The 20,241-nt window shown below is 68.7% G+C and carries 15 protein-coding genes; 7 read left to right on the forward strand and 8 right to left on the reverse strand.

Translation table 11 applies throughout. The features are described 5' to 3' along the window. Positions 1 to 3: 3 nt before the first annotated feature. The 6 genes from fmt to recR form a co-directional block, all read right to left on the reverse strand. On the reverse strand, positions 4 to 933 hold the full coding sequence (gene fmt / locus MFF24_RS06300) for a methionyl-tRNA formyltransferase (RefSeq protein ID WP_238223258.1): 930 nt from the start codon (positions 931 to 933) through the stop codon (positions 4 to 6). 9 nt (positions 934 to 942) lie between these two features. Further along, positions 943 to 1,458, reverse strand: a complete 516-nt coding sequence (locus MFF24_RS06305) for a peptide deformylase (RefSeq protein WP_166059002.1) — start codon at positions 1,456 to 1,458, stop codon at positions 943 to 945. A gap of 117 nt (positions 1,459 to 1,575) precedes the next feature. Beyond that, positions 1,576 to 2,313 carry an SDR family oxidoreductase gene (locus tag MFF24_RS06310; protein ID WP_238223259.1) on the reverse strand — a complete coding sequence of 246 codons (738 nt, stop codon included), beginning with the start codon at positions 2,311 to 2,313 and terminating at the stop codon, positions 1,576 to 1,578. Continuing rightward, positions 2,313 to 3,686, reverse strand: coding sequence for an FAD-binding oxidoreductase (locus MFF24_RS06315; RefSeq protein ID WP_238223261.1), 1,374 nt, complete (start codon positions 3,684 to 3,686; stop codon positions 2,313 to 2,315). Before MFF24_RS06315 ends, MFF24_RS06310 begins: the two co-directional genes overlap by 1 nt. Before the next feature lie 10 nt (positions 3,687 to 3,696). Next, positions 3,697 to 4,893 carry a glycosyltransferase family 87 protein gene (locus tag MFF24_RS06320; protein WP_238223263.1) on the reverse strand — a complete coding sequence of 399 codons (1,197 nt, stop codon included), beginning with the start codon at positions 4,891 to 4,893 and terminating at the stop codon, positions 3,697 to 3,699. 389 nt (positions 4,894 to 5,282) lie between these two features. After that, complete coding sequence (gene recR, locus MFF24_RS06325; protein WP_108942869.1) at positions 5,283 to 5,888, reverse strand: recombination mediator RecR; 606 nt, start codon at positions 5,886 to 5,888, stop codon at positions 5,283 to 5,285. A 312-nt stretch (positions 5,889 to 6,200) separates the two neighbouring features. Here recR and MFF24_RS06330 point away from each other — a divergent pair, with 312 nt between their 5' ends. Next, on the forward strand, positions 6,201 to 7,820 hold the full coding sequence (locus tag MFF24_RS06330; protein ID WP_238223265.1) for a phosphoenolpyruvate carboxykinase: 1,620 nt from the start codon (positions 6,201 to 6,203) through the stop codon (positions 7,818 to 7,820). A 167-nt stretch (positions 7,821 to 7,987) separates the two neighbouring features. Here MFF24_RS06330 and rlmN read toward each other — a convergent pair whose 3' ends face one another. Both rlmN and aroB read right to left on the reverse strand, forming a co-directional pair. Further along, positions 7,988 to 9,265: a dual-specificity RNA methyltransferase RlmN gene (gene rlmN, locus MFF24_RS06335; RefSeq protein ID WP_133088052.1), complete on the reverse strand. Its 1,278-nt coding sequence runs from the start codon at positions 9,263 to 9,265 to the stop codon at positions 7,988 to 7,990. A 108-nt stretch (positions 9,266 to 9,373) separates the two neighbouring features. Then, positions 9,374 to 11,113 carry a 3-dehydroquinate synthase gene (gene aroB / locus MFF24_RS06340; RefSeq protein WP_166058997.1) on the reverse strand — a complete coding sequence of 580 codons (1,740 nt, stop codon included), beginning with the start codon at positions 11,111 to 11,113 and terminating at the stop codon, positions 9,374 to 9,376. 251 nt (positions 11,114 to 11,364) lie between these two features. Here aroB and MFF24_RS06345 point away from each other — a divergent pair, with 251 nt between their 5' ends. The 6 genes from MFF24_RS06345 (at position 11,365) to odhB (ending at position 20,217) form a co-directional block, all read left to right on the forward strand. Further along, entirely contained in the window at positions 11,365 to 12,096 is a 732-nt protein-coding gene (locus MFF24_RS06345) for a TetR family transcriptional regulator (protein WP_108939672.1), read from the forward strand. Positions 12,097 to 12,447: 351 nt separating this feature from the next. Then, on the forward strand, positions 12,448 to 13,410 hold the full coding sequence (gene mdh / locus MFF24_RS06350; RefSeq protein WP_108939671.1) for a malate dehydrogenase: 963 nt from the start codon (positions 12,448 to 12,450) through the stop codon (positions 13,408 to 13,410). 108 nt (positions 13,411 to 13,518) lie between these two features. Further along, positions 13,519 to 14,715 (forward strand): ADP-forming succinate--CoA ligase subunit beta, encoded by a 1,197-nt coding sequence (gene sucC / locus MFF24_RS06355; RefSeq protein WP_238223267.1) that lies wholly within the window; start codon positions 13,519 to 13,521, stop codon positions 14,713 to 14,715. Positions 14,716 to 14,723: 8 nt separating this feature from the next. After that, on the forward strand, positions 14,724 to 15,608 hold the full coding sequence (gene sucD / locus MFF24_RS06360; RefSeq protein ID WP_108939669.1) for a succinate--CoA ligase subunit alpha: 885 nt from the start codon (positions 14,724 to 14,726) through the stop codon (positions 15,606 to 15,608). Between the two features lie 212 nt (positions 15,609 to 15,820). Then, positions 15,821 to 18,811 carry a 2-oxoglutarate dehydrogenase E1 component gene (locus tag MFF24_RS06365; protein ID WP_108939668.1) on the forward strand — a complete coding sequence of 997 codons (2,991 nt, stop codon included), beginning with the start codon at positions 15,821 to 15,823 and terminating at the stop codon, positions 18,809 to 18,811. An 83-nt stretch (positions 18,812 to 18,894) separates the two neighbouring features. Then, positions 18,895 to 20,217, forward strand: a complete 1,323-nt coding sequence (gene odhB, locus MFF24_RS06370; RefSeq protein WP_108939667.1) for a 2-oxoglutarate dehydrogenase complex dihydrolipoyllysine-residue succinyltransferase — start codon at positions 18,895 to 18,897, stop codon at positions 20,215 to 20,217. The last annotated feature ends 24 nt before the right edge of the window (positions 20,218 to 20,241 follow it).

A 20,241-nucleotide genomic window follows, 5' to 3' on the forward strand; every position in this document is an offset into this window, starting at 1 on the left:
CGCTCACGCGAAGGAGGCTCCCGCCGCCAGCCGCGCCCCGCGCAAAAACTCCTCGCCGCTCGCGACGCCGCCCTTGCCGGCCCGGCGCAGTTCGATGAGCCGCACCGCGCCGGTGCCGCAGGCCACCGTGCAGGCGGCGTCGAGCAGCGTGCCCGGCGCGCCGGACCCGTCCGCGGGCAACGCCCGAAGCACCTTCACCCGCTCCGGGCCCTTGCCGAGATCGGCCTCGAAATAGGCGCCGGGAAACGGCGACAGCCCGTTGATGTGGCGCGCCACCTCCGTGGCCTGCCGCGACCAGTCGATCCGCGCCTCCTCGTTGGTGATCTTGTGGGCGTAGACGACGCCCTCTTCGGCTTGCGGCACGAAGGTGAGGCCCTCCCGGTCCAGCGCCCGGATCGCGCGCCCCATCAGGTCGGCGCCGAGCGGCATCAAGGCGTCGTGCAACTCACCGGCCGTCATGCCCTCGGTGATCGCGATGCGCTCTTCCATCGCCACGGGGCCGGTATCGAGCCCGGCCTCCATCCGCATCACGCCGACGCCGCTCATCGCGTCGCCCGCCATCACCGCACGCTGGATCGGCGCGGCGCCGCGCCAGCGCGGCAGCAGCGAACCGTGCAGGTTGAGGCAACCGTGGCGCGGCAGGTCGAGGATTCTTTGGGGGAGCAGCATGCCGTAGGCGACGACGACGGCCACGTCCGCCCCGTGCCCGGCGAAATCCTCCGCCGCCGCCTCGCTCTTCAGCGTCGCCGGTGTCAGCACCGGCAGGCCCAGGACCTCGGCGCGGGCATGGACGGGAGAGGGCTTCAGCGCCATGCCGCGACCAGCCTTGGCCGGGGCGCGGGTGTAGACGGCGGCGATGGTGTGGCCGTCGGCGTGGAGACGGTCGAGGGTGGGGACGGCGAAATCCGGCGTCCCCATGAAGACAATGCGCATCGGGTCCGTTCAGGCGGCGTCGCGCTTGGCGGCCTTGGTGAACTTCTTCATCACCCGGTCGCGCTTGAGCTTCGACAGGTGGTCGATGAACAGCACGCCGTTGAGGTGGTCGATCTCGTGCTGGAGGCAGGTGGCGAGCAGGCCGTCGGCCTCCTGCTCCACGGTTTCGCCGTCGAGGGTCATGTAGCGGACCCGGACCCGGTCCGGCCGCTCGACCTCGCCGTAGAATTCGGGGATCGACAGGCAGCCCTCGTCATAGACGCGCCTTTCCTCGGACGACCAGACGATCTCCGGATTGAGGTAGACGGTCGGGTTCTTGGCGTTCTCGTCCTTCGAGGTGTCGATGGTGACGACGCGCTTCGCCACCCCGATCTGGATCGCGGCGAGGCCGACGCCGGGGGCGTCGTACATCGTCTCGATCATGTCGCGGGCGAGCGTGCGGATCTCGTCGGTGATCGCGCTCACCGGCTCGGAGATGCGGCGCAACTGCGCGTCGGGCAGGATGACGAGGGGGCGGACGGTCATGGCTTCCGGGCCGGGAGGGGCAAGGGTTGTGCGAACGCGCGCGAAAACGCGTTGCCTCAGCCGGAGATAGGCGGCGGCGCGGAGGCGGTCAAATGCCGACGGGAGAGGTATGCGCGGTCACAGCCGCAGGCGCTTGAACACGGGCTCGGGGATCGCACTGATCACCGTCATGACGAGGCGCCAGATCTTGCGCACGTAGACGACATCGCTCCCGCGCCCTTCCGCGGCGGCATAGACCGCCCGCCCGACCTCGACCGGCTCGGCGGTCAGGAGCGGCGGCAGGCGCAAGTTCCGAGTCATCCGGGTGCGCACGAAGCCGGGTTTCACCGTCACCACCCGGACCCCGCTCTTGGCCAGGCGGTTGCGCAGGCCGGAGAGAAAGGCGGTGAAGCCGGCCTTGCCGGCACCGTAGACGTAGTTCGAGCCGCGCCCCCGGTCGCCGGCGACCGAGCTGATCCCGACGATGGCGCCGCGACCGCGCGCGGAGAAGCGCTCGGCGACGAGACCGAGCAGCAGCGACGGCCCCAGGAAATTCGTCCGCATCACCCCCTCGGCATGGGCGAGGTCGCCCTCGGCCCTACCCTGGTCGCCGAGTTCGCCGACTGCGCAGACCACGGTGTCAGGCCAGACCGGCAGCCCGTCGAGCCACGCGGCGAAGCCCTCGCTCTCCAGGATATCGAGGCGCAGCAGCGTGACATCGACCCCGTGTCGCGCCCTGAGATCGTCGGCGTTGCGCCGCGCCCGTTCGGGATCGCGCGCGGCCAGCAGGATGCGCCAGCCGCCCTCGGCGTAGCGCGTGGCCACGGCGTGACCGATATCGGAGGTGGCCCCGACGAGGAGCAGGGTTCCGGCCATCACAATCCCAGGCGCGCGGAGAGGCGGGAGGCGAGCACCCCGTCGGCGCCGAGCCGGCGCCGGAGGTCTCGGAAGGCGGCGAGGGCGGGATAGCCCGCCTCGAAGGTATCCCGGCTCTGGCGGGCATCCTTGGCGAGGTAGAGCCGTCCGCCAGCCGCAACGACGCTTCGGTCGAGCGCGTCGAGCAGAGCGAAGGTCGCTGCATTTGCCGGCAGGTCGAGGGCCAGCGTGTAGCCCTCCATCGGGAAGGACAACCCGTGCCCGCCAGGGCCGAGCCGCTTGAGCACGGCCAGCGGCGAGGCGGTGCCGAGCCGGGCGACCCGATCGAGGATTCCGGCCAGGACGGACTCGGCGCCCCGCCGGGGCACGACGCATTGGTGCTGCACGAAGCCGCGGGCGCCGTAGAGGCGGTTCCAGGCCGCCAGCCCATCGAGGGGGAAGAAATAGCTCTGCCACGGCACGAGACCCGAGGCCGGCGCCACCCTCCCTCGGTGAAAGTAGAGCGCGTTGAAGGCCGTGACGGAGGCGCGGTTCAGGGTCCAGCCCGGCAGTCCAGGCGGCACTGTAAGCCGGCTACGGGTTGGGAGCGGAAGAAGGTCCCGTCCGGCGGCGTGGCAGGTGTCGCGGTCCGCATGCTCGCCGCGATAGACGAGGCCGCGCCCGAGGATGGATCCGCGGGCGAGGCAGTCGATCCAGGCGACCGAGTAGGTCGCCGCATCGTCCTCATCCAGCGCCCGCAGCATCGCCGGAAGGTCGGCGGCAACGCGCGTCTGCTGGCAGATCCAGCCGCTCTCGACCGGCCGCAGGCGGACAGTGGCGTCGAGGATCGTGCCGGTCAGCCCCATCCCACCGAGCGTCATGGCGAAGAGATCGGGGTCTTGCTCACGCGAGCAGGCACGCGGGACGCCGTCGGGCGTCAGCAGCGTCAAGGCCTCGACATGGGCGCCGAAGCCGCCCTCGCGGTGGTGGTTCTTGCCGTGAACGTCGGAGGCGATCATCCCGCCCAGCGTCACGAACTGCGTGCCGGGCACGACCGGCGGGAAGAAGCCCCGCGGCAGGAAGGTGCGGACGATGTCGGCCAGCATGACGCCGGCCTCGGCCCGCAGCCGCCCCGTGGCGGGGTCGAAGCCGCGGATCCTGTCGAGGGCGCCGGTCAGGCACGTGGTGCGCTGGCCCACGGCTGCGTCGCCGTAGGCGCGCCCGGCGCCCCGCGCGATCACGCCCCGCCGGCCGCGCAGGAGCGCGGGCAGGGTCTCGGGCGCATCCGCCGTCAGAATTTCGCTGGCCACGCGGGGATAGCGCCCCCAGCCGGAAATCGCTCGCAGGCTGCGCGCCTCCGGGCCGGCATCGGCGAGGGCAGGGTTCGCGTGCATCGCCGGGCGCTCAGGCGGCAACCGTGCGGGCCGGTGCGGCCGTGGCCTCCACCGAATCCGGCACGGCCAGGGTCTGCGTCCGGCGCAGGATGCGCCAGACCAGCGCGAGCAGGAGGAGGAAGGGCGGGGCCGCGAGCGAGATCCCGACGGAGGTTACCAGGGCCGATCCGCTCAGGGCCTCGTGCAGCGGCGTCGCCACGATGCCGTAGCCACCGACGATCCAGCCGAGCGCGAACAGAACAAGCACCTGCCCTCGACGCGCCTGCCGGAGCAGGTCGGGCAGCAGCAGAGCGAGGGCGATGCCGTAGAGCGGCAGGTCGTAGTCGTAGGCGTAGGGGCTGACGAACAGGCTGGCCATCGCGGCAAGGCCCACGACCTGCCGCCGCGGCATGCCGTTCCAGAGGGCGAGCGGGATGAGGCCGAGGACCGCGACCGCCGTCGCCATCTGCGCCGCCAGCGCGAGGCCGGCCGGCAGATCGAGGCTGCGCAGCCACGCATAGACCGAGATCATGCGAAAGAGCGGGTAGGCGCCCGCGGCGAGAAACGCCTTGGCCTCCTCCACGCCGCCGAGGAAGGCCGGCCAGATCGCCGGGCCGAGCATCAGGGTGGAGAGGGCGAGCGCGAGCGCCGCCGTCGCGGCGGCGAGCCCGAGGCATCGCCAGCGGCGCAGAACGAGGGCGCAGACCGCAAGCCCGACGGCAAGATGCGGCTTGATCACCATCAGGCCGAGCGGCAGCCCGGCCAGCGCCCGCCCGCCGAGGAGACCGAGGGCCGTCAGCCCGATCAGCGTACCGGTGAGAAAGCCGTTCTGGCCGCCGGCCACCGCGATGAAGAGGGCCGGCGCCAGCGCGACGACGACAGTCGCGAAGTGCGGCCCGGCAATCCGGCGCAGGACGAGCAGGTAGGCCGCGAGCGTCGAGCCGGCGAAGACGAGATAGGCGAGACTGATCGGCAGAGGTGCGAGCGCCGCCACCACGAGGTTGAAGGGCGGGGGATAGGTCCAGGGCAGGAACGCCTGTTCGCCGGTGAGAGCCTTCTGCACCTCGAGCAGAGTCGGAAGATGGTAGGCCTGCGCGATGTCGCCCCGCCACACCATCCGGCCAGCGACGTGGAAGGCATCGAAATCCGTGAGTTCCTGAGCGGGAAGAAGCCCGGCGTAGCGCAGCGCCTTGCTGAGCATAACCGCAGCGAGGCTCAGGAGGAGCATCCGCACCACGAAGGGCGTGGCCAGCCGCTCGTGGAGCCGCGGGACTTCAGATCCCGGCGCTTGATGTCTCGGAACTTGATTTTTCGGACCTTGATTTTTCGGACCCTGGAACTTCGTCCCACGGCCAGGACCCTGATCTGCTTGAAGATCCATCATGGTCGAGCCGGGACGGTCCGTGCGGGAAATACTGTCTTTCGGCACAACCGCGCCGGTCCGCGACCAGATTTGTCATGGTGTGATTTAAGAAGCCGTTACGGGATCGCTCCGAACGGGAGCGTCGAGCAGGCAGCCTCGAACCCCGGTCCGGACCTCTCGCCGTGCCGTGCGGCTTGAGCGTGATGATTGTCCCCGCGCGGCCCTCGTTCTCGCTCCGCACGGAACGACCGTCCTTAGAACGCCGTGCGGCTGCGGATCGCCGCCGTGAGCGTGCCCTCGTCGAGATAGTCGAGCTCGCCGCCCACCGGCACGCCGTGGGCGAGGCGGGTGATCGTCAATCCGAAAGGCTTGAGCGATTCGGTGACGTAGTGGGCCGTGGTCTGGCCATCGACCGTGGCGTTCAGGGCCAGGATGATCTCCTTCATTCCGGGCTCGCCCGCCCGCTCCACGAGGCGGCCGATGGTGAGGTGCTCGGGCCGCACCCCGTCGAGCGCCGAGAGCACGCCGCCGAGCACATGGTAGCGCGCCTTGACCGCGCCGGAGCGCTCCAGGGCCCAGAGATCGGACACGTCCTCGACCACCACGAGGGTGGTGGGGTCGCGTGTCTCGTCCCGGCAGATCGTGCAGGGCTCGCTGGTATCGACGTTGCCGCAGGAGCGGCACACGACGATGCGATCGGCCGCGACGCGCATCGCGTCGGCCAGAGGGCTGAGCAAGGTCTCGCGCTTCTTGATCAGTTGGAGCGCGGCCCGGCGGGCGGAGCGGGGTCCCAGCCCCGGCATGCGCCCGAGTAGCTGGATCAGACGCTCGATCTCGGGGCCGGCGACGGCTTGGGGCATGCGGGGCGATACGGCTGTGGCTGGGGACGGACGGCGGGCGCCCTCCCTCACATAGGCCTTCCGCCGGCATTTTGCCCGTTCCCGATTCCGACGGGCGGCCATCCCCCGAGAAGCCGGCACGCAAATTTAATTTGAGCCCATACCAAGGATTAGTTGACGGCCCAGCCCGAGACCGATCCATTGGGCAACCGGGGCGGAGAACCTGCGTGCGGCGGCCCTGACCGACCGCACGGACGCCTCGCCAGAAGACGCGAAACAGCCGGAGAGACCGGCGCGACGGCGCGATCAGGGGCCGTGAGGGAGAGAAAACCCGTGAAGACCATCGGTGAATTCAACGCGGCCCATGGACCGGAGGCGATCGGCCTCACCGATCTCGCCGCCGTGCATTGGAACCTCGAAGCACCCCGCCTCTATGAAGAAGCCTTGCGGCGCAGCGAGGGGCAGCTCGCCCGCGGCGGCGCGCTGGTCGCCACCACCGGCAGCCACACCGGCCGCTCGCCCAAGGACAAGTACGTGGTGCGCGATGCCAGCACCGAGAACGAGATCTGGTGGGACAACAACGGCTCGATCACGCCCGAGCAGTTCGCCACGCTGCTCGACGATTTCCGCGCCCATGCCCGCGGCAAGGAGCTGTTCGCCCAGGATCTCTACGGCGGTGCCGACCCGGCCCACCGGGTGCGGGCGCGGGTCTACACCGAACTCGCGTGGCACTCCCTGTTCATCCGCAACCTGCTGATCCGCCCCGAGCGCGACGAACTCAGCCAGTACGTGCCAGAGCTGACGATCATCGACCTGCCGAGCTTCCAGGCCGATCCGGCCCGGCACGGCTGCCGCTCCAAGACCGTCATCGCCATCGATTTCAGCCAGAAGATCGTGCTGATCGGCGGCTCGGCCTATGCCGGCGAGATGAAGAAGTCGGTCTTCACCTATCTCAACTACGTGCTCCCCGGCGCGGGTGTGATGCCGATGCACTGCTCGGCCAATGCCAGCCTCGACCAGACCGGCGACTCGGCCCTGTTCTTCGGATTGTCCGGCACCGGCAAGACGACCCTGTCGAACGATTCCTCGCGCCAGCTCATCGGCGACGACGAGCACGGCTGGAGCCGGGACGGGATCTTCAACTTCGAGGGCGGCTGCTACGCCAAGACCATCCGGCTCTCGCGCAACGCCGAGCCGGAGATCTACGCCACCACCGAGCGCTTCGGCACGGTGATGGAGAACGTCGTCATCGACCTGCTCACCCGCGTGCCGGATTTCGACGACGCCTCGCTGACCGAGAACACCCGCTGCGCCTACCCGCTCGACTTCATCGCCAATGCGAGCGCCACCGGGCGCGCCGGGCACCCCAAGAACATCGTGATGCTGACCTGCGACGCCTTCGGCGTGATGCCACCGATCGCCAAGCTGACAGGCGCCGAGGCGATGTACCACTTCCTCTCGGGCTACACCGCCAAGGTGGCGGGTACCGAGCGCGGGCTGACGGCGCCGGAGGCGACCTTCTCGACCTGCTTCGGCGCGCCGTTCATGCCGCGCCACCCGAGCGTCTACGGCAACCTGCTGCGGCAGTTGATGGCCGAGCACGGCGTCGATTGCTGGCTCGTCAACACTGGCTGGACCGGGGGTGGCGTCGGAACCGGGCGGCGCATGCCGATCCGCGTCACCCGCCGTCTGCTCTCGGCGGCGCTCGACGGCTCGCTGGCACAGACCGAGTTCCGGCGCGATCCGTATTTCGGCTTCTCGGTGCCGGTCGAGGTACCCGGTGTCGAGACGCAGGTGCTCTCGCCGGTCGAGACCTGGACCAACAAGGCGGCCTTCGCCGAGACCGCCACCCGCCTCGTCACGATGTTCCGAGAGAACTTCACCCGCTTCGAGAGCCATGTCGATGCCGACGTGCGCGCCGCCGAGCCGGTCGCCGCACCGATCGCGGCGTAACGCGCGCTTCCCCTCCCTCTCGCGGGGGAGGGGTCGTCGAACGGGTCGATGCCGCGCGCGCCGTCATCGCGAGCGGATGCGAAGCGACCCAGCGGCGTGCCCACTTCGAAAAGGTCGGCGTCCTGGATAGCGTCAGTGTCACCTCGCCATGACGGCGAGGGTTACTTTCAGTCGACTTGGTCGGCGTAGACGGCCTCGGCGCCCATGCCCTCTTCGAGCATCATCCGGGCACGCGCCCGCAGCTTCTCCGTCTCGCTCTTGAGCTGGCCGCAGGCCGCCAGGATGTCGCGCCCGCGCGGCGTGCGCACCGGCGAGGCGTAGCCGGCGGTGAAGACGATCTCGGAGAAGCGCTCGATCCGCTCCCAGTCCGAGCACTCGTATTTCGAGCCGGGCCAGGGATTGAACGGGATCAGGTTGATCTTGGCCGGGATGCCCTTGAGCAAGCGCACCAGGGCGCGGGCGTCGGCGTCCGAATCGTTGACGCCCTTCAGCATCACGTACTCGAAGGTGATGCGCCGGGCGTTGCTGAGGCCCGGATAGTTCCGGCAGGCGTCGAGCAACTGCGCGATCGGGTACTTGCGGTTGAGCGGCACTAGCTCGTCGCGCAGATCGTCGCGCACGGCGTGCAGCGAGATCGCCAGCATGGCGTTGGCCTCCAACCCCAGCCGCTCGATCTGCGGCACCACGCCGGAGGTCGAGACCGTGATGCGGCGGCGCGAGAGGGCGAGGCCCTCCTGGTCCGACATCACCGCGATGGCGTCGATCACCGCGTCGAGATTGTAGAGCGGCTCGCCCATGCCCATGAACACGATGTTGGTGACGAGCCGCCCGGCCTCGCCGCCATCCTTGCCCGGCATCTGCCCGGTGAAGTCGCCGAGGGCGTCGCGGGCGACGACCACTTGCGAGACGATCTCGGCCGTCGAGAGGTTGCGCACGAGGCGCTGCGTGCCGGTGTGGCAGAACGAGCAGGTCAGCGTGCAGCCGACCTGGGACGAGACGCAGAGCGTGCCGCGGTCGTCGCCGGGGATGTAGACGCACTCGATCTCGGCGCCCCGATTGTGGTCGTGCGCCCCGGTGGGCGCCATGCGCAGCAGCCACTTGCGGGTGCCATCGCGCGAGACCTGCTCGGTGACGACCTCCGGCCGCTCCAGCGTGAAGTGCTCCGCAAGCTGCGCCTTCAGCCCCTTGCCGACATTGGTCATTTCGGAGAATTCGCGCGCGCCGCGCACGTAGATCCAGTGCCAGACCTGGCTCACCCGCATCCGCGTCTCGCGCTCGGGCACGCCGATGCCGATGAGCGCCTGCTTCAATCCCTCGCGGGTCAGGCCGACGAGGGAGGCCTTGCGGCCGGGCAGGGTCGAGAGGGCGGTGACCTCGGGGGCCTTCTCGATTGCGGGGAGGGCGCGCGATGCGCCCGGGGCGGAGTCGAACGACGCCGTCGCCATGGCTCAAGACCTTAGGAAGCTGGAACGGCTCTCATATAGGCGCATTCGGGCGGGAACGCGACTGCGCTGGATTTCGGGCAGAGGCCGGGAAAGCGCGGGTCACGCGCCTCAGCCCCGCAATTCCTCCTCGAGGAACGCCCGCACCTCGCCCGCATCGATCCCCGGCGCGATGAAGCTCTGGCCGATGCCGCGGGCGAGGATGAAGGTGAGCTGGCCATCGCGGACCTTCTTGTCCTGGGCCATGGCGTCGAGGAGCGTGTCGGGATCGCCGGCCCCGCCCGGCACTTGGCTCAGGCGGGTCGGCAGGCCGGCGAGCGCGAGATGGTTGGCCACGCGCCCGGCATCCTGGCCAGGGCACAGGCCGAGCCGGGCCGAGAAGCGGAAGGCGAGCGCCAGCCCGATCGCGACGCCCTCGCCGTGGACGAGGCGGGCGGCGTCGTAGCCGGTCAGACGCTCCAGGGCGTGGCCGAAGGTGTGGCCGAGATTGAGCAGGGCCCGCTCGCCATCCTCCCGCTCATCGCGGGTCACGACCCCGGCCTTGGCGCGGCAGCAGGCGGCCACCGCCTCGTCGCGCTCGGACCCGCCGGAGAAGATGCCGGCCCAGTTCGCCTCGCACCATTCGAAGAAGTCGGCGTCGCCGATCAGGCCGTACTTGGCGACCTCGGCATAGCCGGCCCGCATCTCGCGCTCGGAGAGCGTGTCGAGGGTGGCGGTATCGGCCAGAACGAGGCGTGGCTGATGGAAGGCGCCGATCAGGTTCTTTCCCAACGGCGAGTTGATCCCGGTCTTGCCGCCGACGGAGGAATCAACCTGCGCGAGCAGGGTCGTCGGAACCTGGAGGAAGCGGACGCCGCGGCGCAGCGAGGCCGCCGCGAAGCCCGCGAGATCCCCGACCACGCCCCCACCGAGCGCCACCACGAGGTCGCCGCGCTCGATTTTATGAGCCAGCAAACCATCGCTGACGCGGGCGAATTCCGCGTAGCTTTTCGAGGCCTCGCCCGGCGGCACGGCGATGATCCCGCAACGCAGGCCGGCGGCCTCGAGGCTCGACCGCACGCGCTCGCCGTAGAGCCCGGCGACCGTCTCGTCCGTGACGATGCCCGCGGCCCTCGCGCCGAGATCGCGCGCCTCCGCGCCCACCGCGTCGATCAGGCCGCGTCCGATGCGGATATCGTATTCACGCCCGCCCGAGAGAGGAACGTTCACGCGCGTTGACGGTTGCTTCATGGAATATGTCAAATGTTGCGATTGGGACACGCGGGACGGGTTGATGTGAAGGTCGAGGGCTTCCATCACGTCTTCCACCACGCGGTCATGGGACACTTCGCGGGACAAGACCGTGACATCGGCTTGGGCATAGACGGGATGGCGCACCTCCATCAGCGCACGCATGGTCGCTTCCGGATCCTCCGTCTGGAGAAGAGGGCGCGTGTTGCGCTTGCGCACGCGGCGCATCAGCACATCGAGATCGGCCTTGAGCCAGACCGAGATGCCGCCCTCGGCGATTCGCGCCCGCGTCGCCTCGCGCATGAAGGCGCCTCCGCCGGTGGCCAGCACCATCGGCCCCTCGCGCAGCAGGCGCGCGATCACGCGCTCCTCACCCTCGCGGAAGCTCGCCTCGCCGTAGATGGCGAAGATGTCGGCGATGGTGAGCTTGGCCGCCGCCTCGATCTCGTGGTCGGCGTCCTTGAACATCAGGCCGAGCCGGCTGGCGAGGCGGCGGCCGACGGTGCTCTTGCCCGCCCCCATCAGGCCGACGAGCACGATCGATCGGGCTCCGAGGCCACGGCGCAGGCGTGCTTCAATCGGTTCGCCAAGCGGCGGCGCCGGCGGCAGGGGAGCGGTCATCGGGCGGTCATAGACGGTTTTGCGGACACGGCGAAGCGTCCGGTACCGCCGTCGGCGCCGAGTCGAAACCCCTTCAGTCTCTTCCCGCCCCTTGTCCAAACGGGATCAGTACAAAAACCATGACTGTTAGGGGTTGCAAAGTGTCGCGTGGACGGGAAGGCTCGTACGCGAGCGCGTGGGACGGCACCGCTCTCGACTAGGCTTGCCTCGTCGAGTGCCCCCACGCTTGTTGTCTCAGTGCCAGGAAAGTCATGTTGCCGTACGGATCTCTCTCCCTTCCCGTCACCCTGACCGATAGCGAGGGGGAGGCGAATGATCCGAACTCCGATCCGCGCGCCGGTTCCTCCCGCCCCTCACGCCTCAGCGGCCCCGCGGCCCGCGCCAGACCCACACCGGTCTCGACGGATGCGCGGTTGCTGGCCATCGCCACGGAACACCTGACCCGGCTCGGGCCCAAACGGGTGACCGTGGTGGCGGTCGCTGCAGAAGCAGGCATGACCCATGCCAACGTCTACCGCTACTTCCCGTCGAAGGACGCCCTGCTCGACGCCGTCGCCGGGCGCTGGCTGCGCGACCTCGAAACCGAACTCGCCGGCATCGCCGACGCGCCCGATCCTGCCGACGACAAGATCGAGCGCTTCATCAGCGCGCTCGCCAACGCTCAGAGCGAGATGCTGACCCGCGAGCCCAACCTGTTCGCCGTGCATCTCGATGCCACCGTCGCCTCCCGTCCGATCGCCCGCCGCCACCGTGTGCGTCTGCGCGCCCTCGTCGAGCGCGTCGTGGAGGAAGGCATCGGCACCGGCGTCTTCGCCGCCCGCGACCGCGAGCGCGCCATCGCCGTCATCTTCGACGCGAGCTATCGCTTCACCCATCCGGTGGCGATCCAGCACGATGCGGACGTGCCCCGCGACCTGCTGGATGCCCGTCTCGGGGCCGTGATCCAGTCGATTCAGCGGGCCCTGCGGACAGGAACTTTCTGAATACGAAATATGAGGCTGCCGCTGCATCGCGGCGCGACAGAATTAGCGTGGAATGACAGACTGAAAATACTGTCACCAACCCCTTGCCGGCTGTTCTTTGCCGCCATCAAGGAGGCCAAGCATCTGAATTTCAAAGTTTTTCTAAAAGCCTCATTGCTGCGGAGGCGTCTTCGGCCGCGATCCGGCCACGCTGACCCGGACCTTCGTCGGGTTGAAGGCCTGTGGCTTTTCCGCCAAACACCGCCCGCATCAGAATGGATCGGCGAAGGTTCGGCCGCAGCGCACCATCCGCGACATCGCTGACACGTTTTTCCGAACCGTCGCGAATTCCGACCGGAGGCTAGATCACCCATGGCACGCAGCAAGATCGCGCTCATCGGAGCCGGGCAGATCGGTGGCACGCTCGCCCACCTCGCCGGCCTCAAGGAACTCGGTGACGTGGTGCTGTTCGACATCGTCGACGGCGTGCCGCAGGGCAAGGCGCTCGACATCGCCGAATCCGCCCCGGTCGACGGCTTCGATGCCAAGTATTCCGGCGCCAGCGACTATTCGGCCATTGCCGGCGCCGACGTCGTGATCGTGACGGCGGGCGTGCCGCGCAAGCCCGGCATGAGCCGCGACGACCTGATCGGCATCAACCTGAAGGTGATGGAAGCGGTCGGTGCCGGCATCAAGGAGCACGCTCCCGACGCCTTCGTGATCTGCATCACCAACCCGCTCGACGCGATGGTGTGGGCGCTGCAGAAGTTCTCGGGGCTCCCGACCAACAAGGTCGTCGGCATGGCCGGCGTGCTCGATTCCGCCCGCTTCCGCCACTTTCTCGCGGAAGAGTTCGGCGTCTCGGTCGAGGACGTCACCGCCTTCGTGCTCGGCGGTCACGGCGACGACATGGTGCCGCTGACCCGCTACTCGACGGTGGCCGGCGTGCCGCTGACCGATCTGGTCAAGCTCGGCTGGACTACCCAGGAGAAGCTCGACGCCATGGTCGAGCGCACCCGCAAGGGCGGCGGCGAGATCGTCAACCTCTTGAAGACCGGCTCGGCCTTCTACGCGCCGGCGGCCTCTGCCATCGCCATGGCCGAGAGCTACCTGCGCGACAAGAAGCGGGTTCTGCCCTGCGCCGCCTATCTCGACGGCCAGTACGGCATCGACGGCCTCTATGTCGGCGTGCCCGTGGTGATCGGCGAGAACGGCGTCGAGCGCGTCCTCGAAGTGACCTTCGACGAGGCCGAGAAGGCGATGTTCGAGAAGTCGGTCAACTCCGTGAAGGGCCTGATCGCGGCCTGCCAGGGCATCAACGAGAAGCTCGTGTGAAAAGCCGCGAAGAGCGGGCCGTGAACGGCGAACGGGCGGCCTCGACGCCCTTCGCTCCACTGCCACTCTACGCTATTGGCTAGGCCCTATCCGCTCGACGAGGTCTCGATGAATATCCACGAATACCAGGCCAAAGCCGTCCTGAAGGAGTTCGGCCTGCCGGTCTCCCGCGGCGTGGCGATCTTCAAGCCGGAAGAGGCGGCCGCCGCGGCCGACGCGCTCGGCGGCCCGGTCTGGGTGGTGAAATCGCAGATCCACGCGGGCGGGCGTGGCAAGGGCACCTTCAAGGGCGCGCCCGCGGGCGCCAAGGGCGGCGTGCGCGTCACCAAGTCCAAGGACGAGGTGGTGCAGTTCGCGGGCGAGATGCTCGGGGCGACGCTGGTGACGGTGCAGACCGGCGAGGCCGGCAAGCAGGTCAACCGCCTCTACATCGAGGAAGGCGCCTCGATCGCCGCCGAGTTCTACCTGTCGATGCTGGTCGATCGCGAGACCGGCCGCGTCGCCTTCGTCGTCTCGACCGAAGGCGGGATGGACATCGAGCAGGTCGCCCACGACACCCCTGAGAAGATCGTCACCTTCTCGGTCGATCCGGCCACCGGCATCATGCCTCATCACGGCCGTGCCGTCGCCAAGGCGCTCGGCCTCTCGGGCGCCCAGGCCAAGGAAGCGGGCGCGCTGACGGAAAAGCTCTACGCGGCCTTCACGGCCAAGGACATGAGCATGCTGGAGATCAACCCGCTGGTGCTCACCGGCGACGGCGCTCTCAAGTGCCTCGACGCCAAGATCTCGTTCGACTCGAACGCCCTCTACCGCCACCCCGAGATCGTCGCGCTGCGCGACGAAACGGAAGAGGACGCCAAGGAGATCGAAGCCTCGAAATACGACCTCGCCTACATCGCGCTCGACGGCACAATCGGCTGCATGGTCAACGGCGCGGGCCTGGCGATGGCGACGCTCGACATCATCAAGCTCTACGGTGAGGAGCCGGCGAACTTCCTCGACGTGGGCGGCGGCGCCTCCGAGGAGAAGGTCACGGCGGCCTTCAAGATCATCACCGCCGATCCGCAGGTGAAGGGCATCCTCGTCAACATCTTCGGCGGGATCATGAAGTGCGACGTCATCGCCCGCGGCGTGATCGCGGCGGTGAAGGCGGTCGGCCTGGAAGTGCCGCTCGTCGTGCGGCTTGAGGGCACCAACGTCGAGGAGGGCAAGGAGATCATCCGGAACTCCGGCCTCAACGTGATCCCCGCCGACGATCTCGACGACGCCGCGCAGAAGATCGTCGCCGCCGTGAAGAAGGGCTGAGCTGACCGATGTCCATCCTGATCGACGCCAACACCAAGGTCATCTGCCAGGGCTTCACCGGCAAGAACGGCACCTTCCACTCCGAGCAGGCCATCGCCTACGGCACCAAGATGGTCGGCGGCACCTCGCCGGGTAAGGGCGGCTCGACCCATCTCGGCCTGCCGGTGTTCGACACCGTGGCCGAGGCGCGCGAGGCCACCGGCGCCGACGCCTCGGTCGTCTACGTGCCGCCGCCCGGCGCGGCGGACGCGATCTGCGAGGCGATCCAGGCCGAGATCCCGCTGATCGTCTGCATCACAGAGGGCATTCCGGTGCTCGACATGGTGCGGGTCAAGCGCGCGCTCGAAGGCTCGAAGTCGCGCCTGATCGGGCCGAACTGCCCCGGCGTCGTCACCGCCGGCCAATCGAAGATCGGCATCATGCCGGCCAACATCTTCAAGCCGGGCTCGGTCGGCATCGTCTCGCGCTCGGGTACGCTGACCTACGAGGCGGTGTTCCAGACCTCGAATGCCGGCCTCGGCCAGACGACCGCCGTCGGCATCGGCGGCGATCCGGTCAAGGGCACCGAGTTCATCGACATGCTGGAGCTGTTCCTGGCCGATCCCAAGACCGAGTCGATCGTGATGATCGGCGAGATCGGCGGCTCGGCCGAGGAGGAGGCGGCGCAGTTCCTGGCCGACGAGGCCAAGCGCGGCCGCAAGAAGCCGATGGTCGGCTTCATCGCCGGCCGTACGGCGCCTCCCGGCCGCCGCATGGGCCATGCCGGCGCCATCATCTCCGGCGGCAAGGGCGGAGCCGAGGATAAGATTGCGGCGATGGAGGCGGCGGGCATCCGCGTCTCGCCCTCGCCGGCCCGTCTCGGCTCCACCCTCGTGGAAGTGCTGAAGGGTTGATGGGGTCTGTAACCGGGACCTGCCTGGCTGTGTTGCACCGCACGCAAGCTCGGGCGACCCATGTGGAAGAACAAGCCGGGGCGCGTCCGCGCCCCGGCCGGATCCGGAGGCGCGACGTGGGGCGGTAGCTCCCCGCTCAGCCCGGCCGCCGGATCGGACACGACGCGGCGGCCCGCTGGAACAGCGCCGCCCGAGCGGTAGGACAGGCAGCGATGGCACGCCAGGACGCGAACGAAGCGCTTCTCCAAACCTCCTTCCTCTACGGCGCCAACGCCGCCTGGATCGAGGAATTGCAGGCAGCCTATGCCCGCGACCCGAACTCGGTCGATCCCGAGTGGCAGCAGTTCTTTAAGGAGTTGGGCGAGGACGACGCCCTGGTGAAGAAGAACGCCGAGGGCGCCTCCTGGGCCAAGCCCAACTGGCCGGTTCCGCTCAACGGCGAGATCGTCTCCGCGCTCGACGGCAATTGGGGCGCCCTGGAAAGGGCTCTCGGCGAGAAGATCCAGGCCAAGGCGCAACCGGGAAAGCCCGGCGACTCGGCCAAGGGCGCGGCGATCGTTGCCGCCACCGGCGTCTCGGTCGAGCAGGCCACCAAGGACTCCGTGCGCGCGATCATGCTGATCCGCGCCTACCGCATGCGCGGCCACCTGCACGCCAAGCTCGATCCGATCGGGCTCGCCCCGCGCGGCGACCACGAGGAGCTGCATCCGCAGCATTACGGCTTCCAGGAGAGCGACTGGGACCGCAAGATCTTCCTCGACAACGTGCTCGGCATGGAATTCTCGACGATCCGCGAGATCGTCGGCATCCTGGAGCGCACCTACTGCCAGACGCTCGGCGTCGAGTTCATGCACATCTCCGATCCCGAGGAGAAGGCGTGGCTCCAAGAGCGCATCGAGGGCAAGGACAAGGAAATCTCGTTCACGCCGGAAGGGCGCCGCGCGATCCTGAACAAGCTGATCGAGGCGGAAGGCTTCGAGAAATTCCTCGATCTCAAGTACACCGGCACCAAGCGCTTCGGCCTCGACGGTGGCGAGTCGATGGTCCCGGCCCTGGAGCAGATCATCAAGCGCGGCGGCGCGCTCGGCGTCGAAGAGATCGTGCTGGGCATGGCCCATCGCGGCCGGCTGAACGTGCTCACCAACGTGATGGCCAAGCCCTTCCGCGCGGTGTTCCACGAGTTCAAGGGCGGCTCGGCCTCACCCGCTGAGGTCGAGGGCTCGGGCGATGTGAAGTACCATCTCGGCGCCTCCTCCGACCGCGCCTTCGACGACAACACCGTTCACCTCTCGCTCACCGCCAACCCGTCCCACCTCGAAATCGTCGATCCGGTGGTGCTCGGAAAGGTGCGGGCCAAGCAGGACCAGAAGGCCAAGCCGAATGTCGAGCGCCGCAAGGTGCTGCCGCTCCTGATCCACGGCGACGCGGCCTTTGCCGGCCAGGGCGTGGTGGCGGAGTGCTTCGGGCTGTCCGGCCTGAAGGGCCACCGCACCGGCGGCTCGATCCACTTCATCATCAACAACCAGATCGGCTTTACCACCGACCCGCGCTTCTCGCGCTCCTCGCCCTATCCGTCCGACGTGGCGAAGATGGTGGAAGCCCCGATCTTCCACTGCAACGGCGATGACCCCGAGGCCGTGACCTTCGCCGCGAAGGTCGCGACCGAATACAGACAGAAGTTCGGCAAGCCGGTCGTGATCGACATGCTGTGCTATCGCCGCTTCGGCCACAACGAGGGCGACGAGCCGGCCTTCACCCAGCCGAAGATGTACCAGCGCATCCGCAAGCATCCGACCGCGCTGGAAACCTATGGCAAGAAGCTCGTCGAGCAGGGCGACGTCACCCAGGAGCAGCTCGACGCGCGCAAGGCCGAGTTCCGCTCCATGCTGGAGAGCGAGCTCGACATCGCCGGCGGCTACAAGCCGAACAAGGCCGACTGGCTCGACGGGCGCTGGTCCGGCTTCAAGGCGGTGCGCGAGGACGTGGACGATCCGCGCCGCGGCCGCACCGGCGTGCCGGTCGAGACCCTGCGCGACATCGCCACCCGGATCACCACGCCGCCGCCGGGCTTCCACCTGCACCGCACGATCCAGCGCTTCTTCGACAACCGCGCCAAGGCGGTCGAGACGGGCGTCGGCATCGACTGGGCGACGGCGGAAGCGCTGGCCTTCGGCTCGCTGCTGATCGAGGGCCATCGCGTCCGGCTCTCAGGCCAGGACGTCGAGCGCGGCACCTTCTCGCAGCGCCACGCCGTGGTGATCGATCAGGAGAACGAGCAGCGCTACACGCCGCTCAACTCCGTGCGCGAGGGGCAGGCGAGCCTGGAGGTCATCAACTCGATGCTCTCCGAGGAGGCGGTGCTCGGCTTCGAGTACGGCTATTCTCTGGCCGAGCCGAACTCCCTGGTGTTGTGGGAGGCGCAGTTCGGCGACTTCGCCAACGGCGCACAGGTCATCATCGACCAGTTCATCTCATCGGGCGAGCGCAAGTGGCTGCGCATGTCCGGCCTCGTGATGCTGCTGCCCCACGGCTACGAGGGCCAGGGGCCGGAGCACTCCTCCGCCCGTCTGGAGCGCTATCTCCAGATGTGCGCCGAGGACAACATGCAGGTCGCCAACTGCTCGACGCCCTCGAACTACTTCCACATCCTGCGCCGTCAGTTGAAGCGCGACTTCCGCAAGCCGCTGATCCTGATGACGCCGAAATCGCTCCTGCGCCACAAGCGGGCGGTTTCGAAGATCGAGGAGATCGCGGAGGGCTCGACCTTCCACCGCATCCTGTGGGACGACGCCGAGCACGACGAGAGCGGCATCAAGCTCACCCGCGACGACAAGATCCGCCGCGTCGTGCTGTGCTCCGGCAAGGTTTATTACGACCTCTACGAGGAGCGGGAGAAGCGCGGCGTCAACGACGTCTACCTGATGCGGGTCGAGCAGCTCTATCCCTTCCCGCTCAAGGCGCTGGCCAACGAGATGAGCCGCTTCCGCAACGCGGAGGTGGTGTGGTGTCAGGAAGAGCCCAAGAACATGGGCTCGTGGACCTTCGTCGAGCCCTATCTCGACTGGGTGCTCGGCCAGGCCGGCTCCGCCTCGAAGCGCCCGCGCTACGTCGGCCGTCCGGCCTCGGCCTCGACCGCGGTCGGGCTGATGTCGAAGCACCTCGCCCAGCTCCAGGCCTTCCTCAACGAGGCGCTGGCGGTCTGATCCGCCGGTCCCCCTCTCGCTCGATCCACCAACCGGGGCCGCGCCGCCCGAGGCGCGTCCCGAAACTCCGGTGAACACAGATTATGGCGACCGATATCCTCGTCCCCACGCTCGGCGAATCCGTCAGTGAGGCCACGATCGGCCGCTGGTTCAAGAAGCCCGGCGACACGGTGGCCGCCGACGAGCCGCTGGTGGAACTCGAGACCGACAAGGTCACGCTCGAGGTGAACGCTCCGGCCGCGGGCCAGCTCGGCGAGATCCTGGTCAAGGACGGCGAGACGGTGGAGCCCGGCGCGGTGCTCGGCTCGATCGTCGAGGGCGGCAAGGCTGCCGAGAAGGGCGCGAGCAAGCCGGCCCCGAAGAGCGCCGAGCCCGCCGAGACCAAGACGCAGAGCCGCGAGGAGAAGGGCGAGGGCAAGGCTGCCAAGGAGGCGCCCGCCCAGGAATCCTCCGCCTCCTACGGCAGCCACGGCGACGCCCCGCCGGCGGGGGGCCGCGGCGCCGACGAGAGCGGTCCGGCGGTGGCCAAGCTCGCCCGCGAGTCCGGCATCGATCCCGCCAGCCTCAACGGCAGCGGCAAGGACGGCCGCGTGACCAAGGGCGACATGCTCGCCGCCATCGACAAGGGCGTCCCGAAGGCTCCGGCTCAGGAGGCCAGGACCGAGACCAAGGCCCCGCCGCGGGCGCCGTCCGCACCGGACGACGCCGCGCGCGAGGAGCGCGTGCGGATGACGAAGCTGCGCCAGACCATCGCCCGGCGCCTCAAGAGCGCCCAGGACACGGCGGCGATGCTGACCACGTTCAACGACGTGGACATGGGCGCGGTGATGGCGCTCCGCTCGCAGTACAAGGACATCTTCGAGAAGAAGCACGGGACGAAGCTCGGCTTCATGGGCTTCTTCACCAAGGCGGTGATCGGCGCGCTCAAGGACGTGCCGGCGGTCAATGCCGAGATCGACGGGCAGGACCTCGTCTACAAGAACTACTACCACATCGGCATCGCGGTGGGCACCGATAAGGGCCTGGTCGTGCCGGTGGTGCGCGACGCCGACGACCTGTCGATCGCCGGCATCGAGAAGAAGATCGCCGGCTTCGGCAAGAAGGCGCGCGAGGGCAAGCTCTCCATCGACGAGATGCAGGGCGGCACCTTCACCATCACCAACGGCGGCATCTACGGCTCGCTGATGTCGACGCCGATCCTCAACGCCCCGCAATCGGGCATTTTGGGCATGCACCGCATCGAGGAGCGTCCGGTGGTGCGGAACGGCAAGATCGAAGCGCGGCCGATGATGTATCTGGCGCTCTCCTACGATCACCGTATCGTCGACGGGAAGGAGGCCGTGACCTTCCTCGTTCGCGTCAAGGAGGCGCTGGAGGATCCGGCCCGCCTCGTGCTCGACCTCTGATCCGACGCGGCCGCATCACCCGCC

This window comes from Methylorubrum aminovorans, assembly GCF_022179725.1.
Classification (GTDB): Bacteria; Pseudomonadota; Alphaproteobacteria; order Rhizobiales; family Beijerinckiaceae; genus Methylobacterium; species Methylobacterium aminovorans.

What these genes read in the sequence shown, in the direction of transcription:
- MFF24_RS06345 (WP_108939672.1), top strand. Translation starts at nt 11,365, where the DNA reads ATGTTGCCGTACGGATCTCTCTCCCTTCCCGTCACCCTGACCGATAGC.
- rlmN (WP_133088052.1), bottom strand. Translation starts at nt 9,265, where the DNA reads ATGGCGACGGCGTCGTTCGACTCCGCCCCGGGCGCATCGCGCGCCCTC.
- MFF24_RS06365 (WP_108939668.1), top strand. Translation starts at nt 15,821, where the DNA reads ATGGCACGCCAGGACGCGAACGAAGCGCTTCTCCAAACCTCCTTCCTC.
- MFF24_RS06315 (WP_238223261.1), bottom strand. Translation starts at nt 3,686, where the DNA reads ATGCACGCGAACCCTGCCCTCGCCGATGCCGGCCCGGAGGCGCGCAGC.
- MFF24_RS06310 (WP_238223259.1), bottom strand. Translation starts at nt 2,313, where the DNA reads ATGGCCGGAACCCTGCTCCTCGTCGGGGCCACCTCCGATATCGGTCAC.
- odhB (WP_108939667.1), top strand. Translation starts at nt 18,895, where the DNA reads ATGGCGACCGATATCCTCGTCCCCACGCTCGGCGAATCCGTCAGTGAG.
- sucD (WP_108939669.1), top strand. Translation starts at nt 14,724, where the DNA reads ATGTCCATCCTGATCGACGCCAACACCAAGGTCATCTGCCAGGGCTTC.
- sucC (WP_238223267.1), top strand. Translation starts at nt 13,519, where the DNA reads ATGAATATCCACGAATACCAGGCCAAAGCCGTCCTGAAGGAGTTCGGC.
- mdh (WP_108939671.1), top strand. Translation starts at nt 12,448, where the DNA reads ATGGCACGCAGCAAGATCGCGCTCATCGGAGCCGGGCAGATCGGTGGC.
- recR (WP_108942869.1), bottom strand. Translation starts at nt 5,888, where the DNA reads ATGCCCCAAGCCGTCGCCGGCCCCGAGATCGAGCGTCTGATCCAGCTA.
- MFF24_RS06305 (WP_166059002.1), bottom strand. Translation starts at nt 1,458, where the DNA reads ATGACCGTCCGCCCCCTCGTCATCCTGCCCGACGCGCAGTTGCGCCGC.
- MFF24_RS06320 (WP_238223263.1), bottom strand. Translation starts at nt 4,893, where the DNA reads ATGCTCCTCCTGAGCCTCGCTGCGGTTATGCTCAGCAAGGCGCTGCGC.
- fmt (WP_238223258.1), bottom strand. Translation starts at nt 933, where the DNA reads ATGCGCATTGTCTTCATGGGGACGCCGGATTTCGCCGTCCCCACCCTC.
- aroB (WP_166058997.1), bottom strand. Translation starts at nt 11,113, where the DNA reads ATGACCGCTCCCCTGCCGCCGGCGCCGCCGCTTGGCGAACCGATTGAA.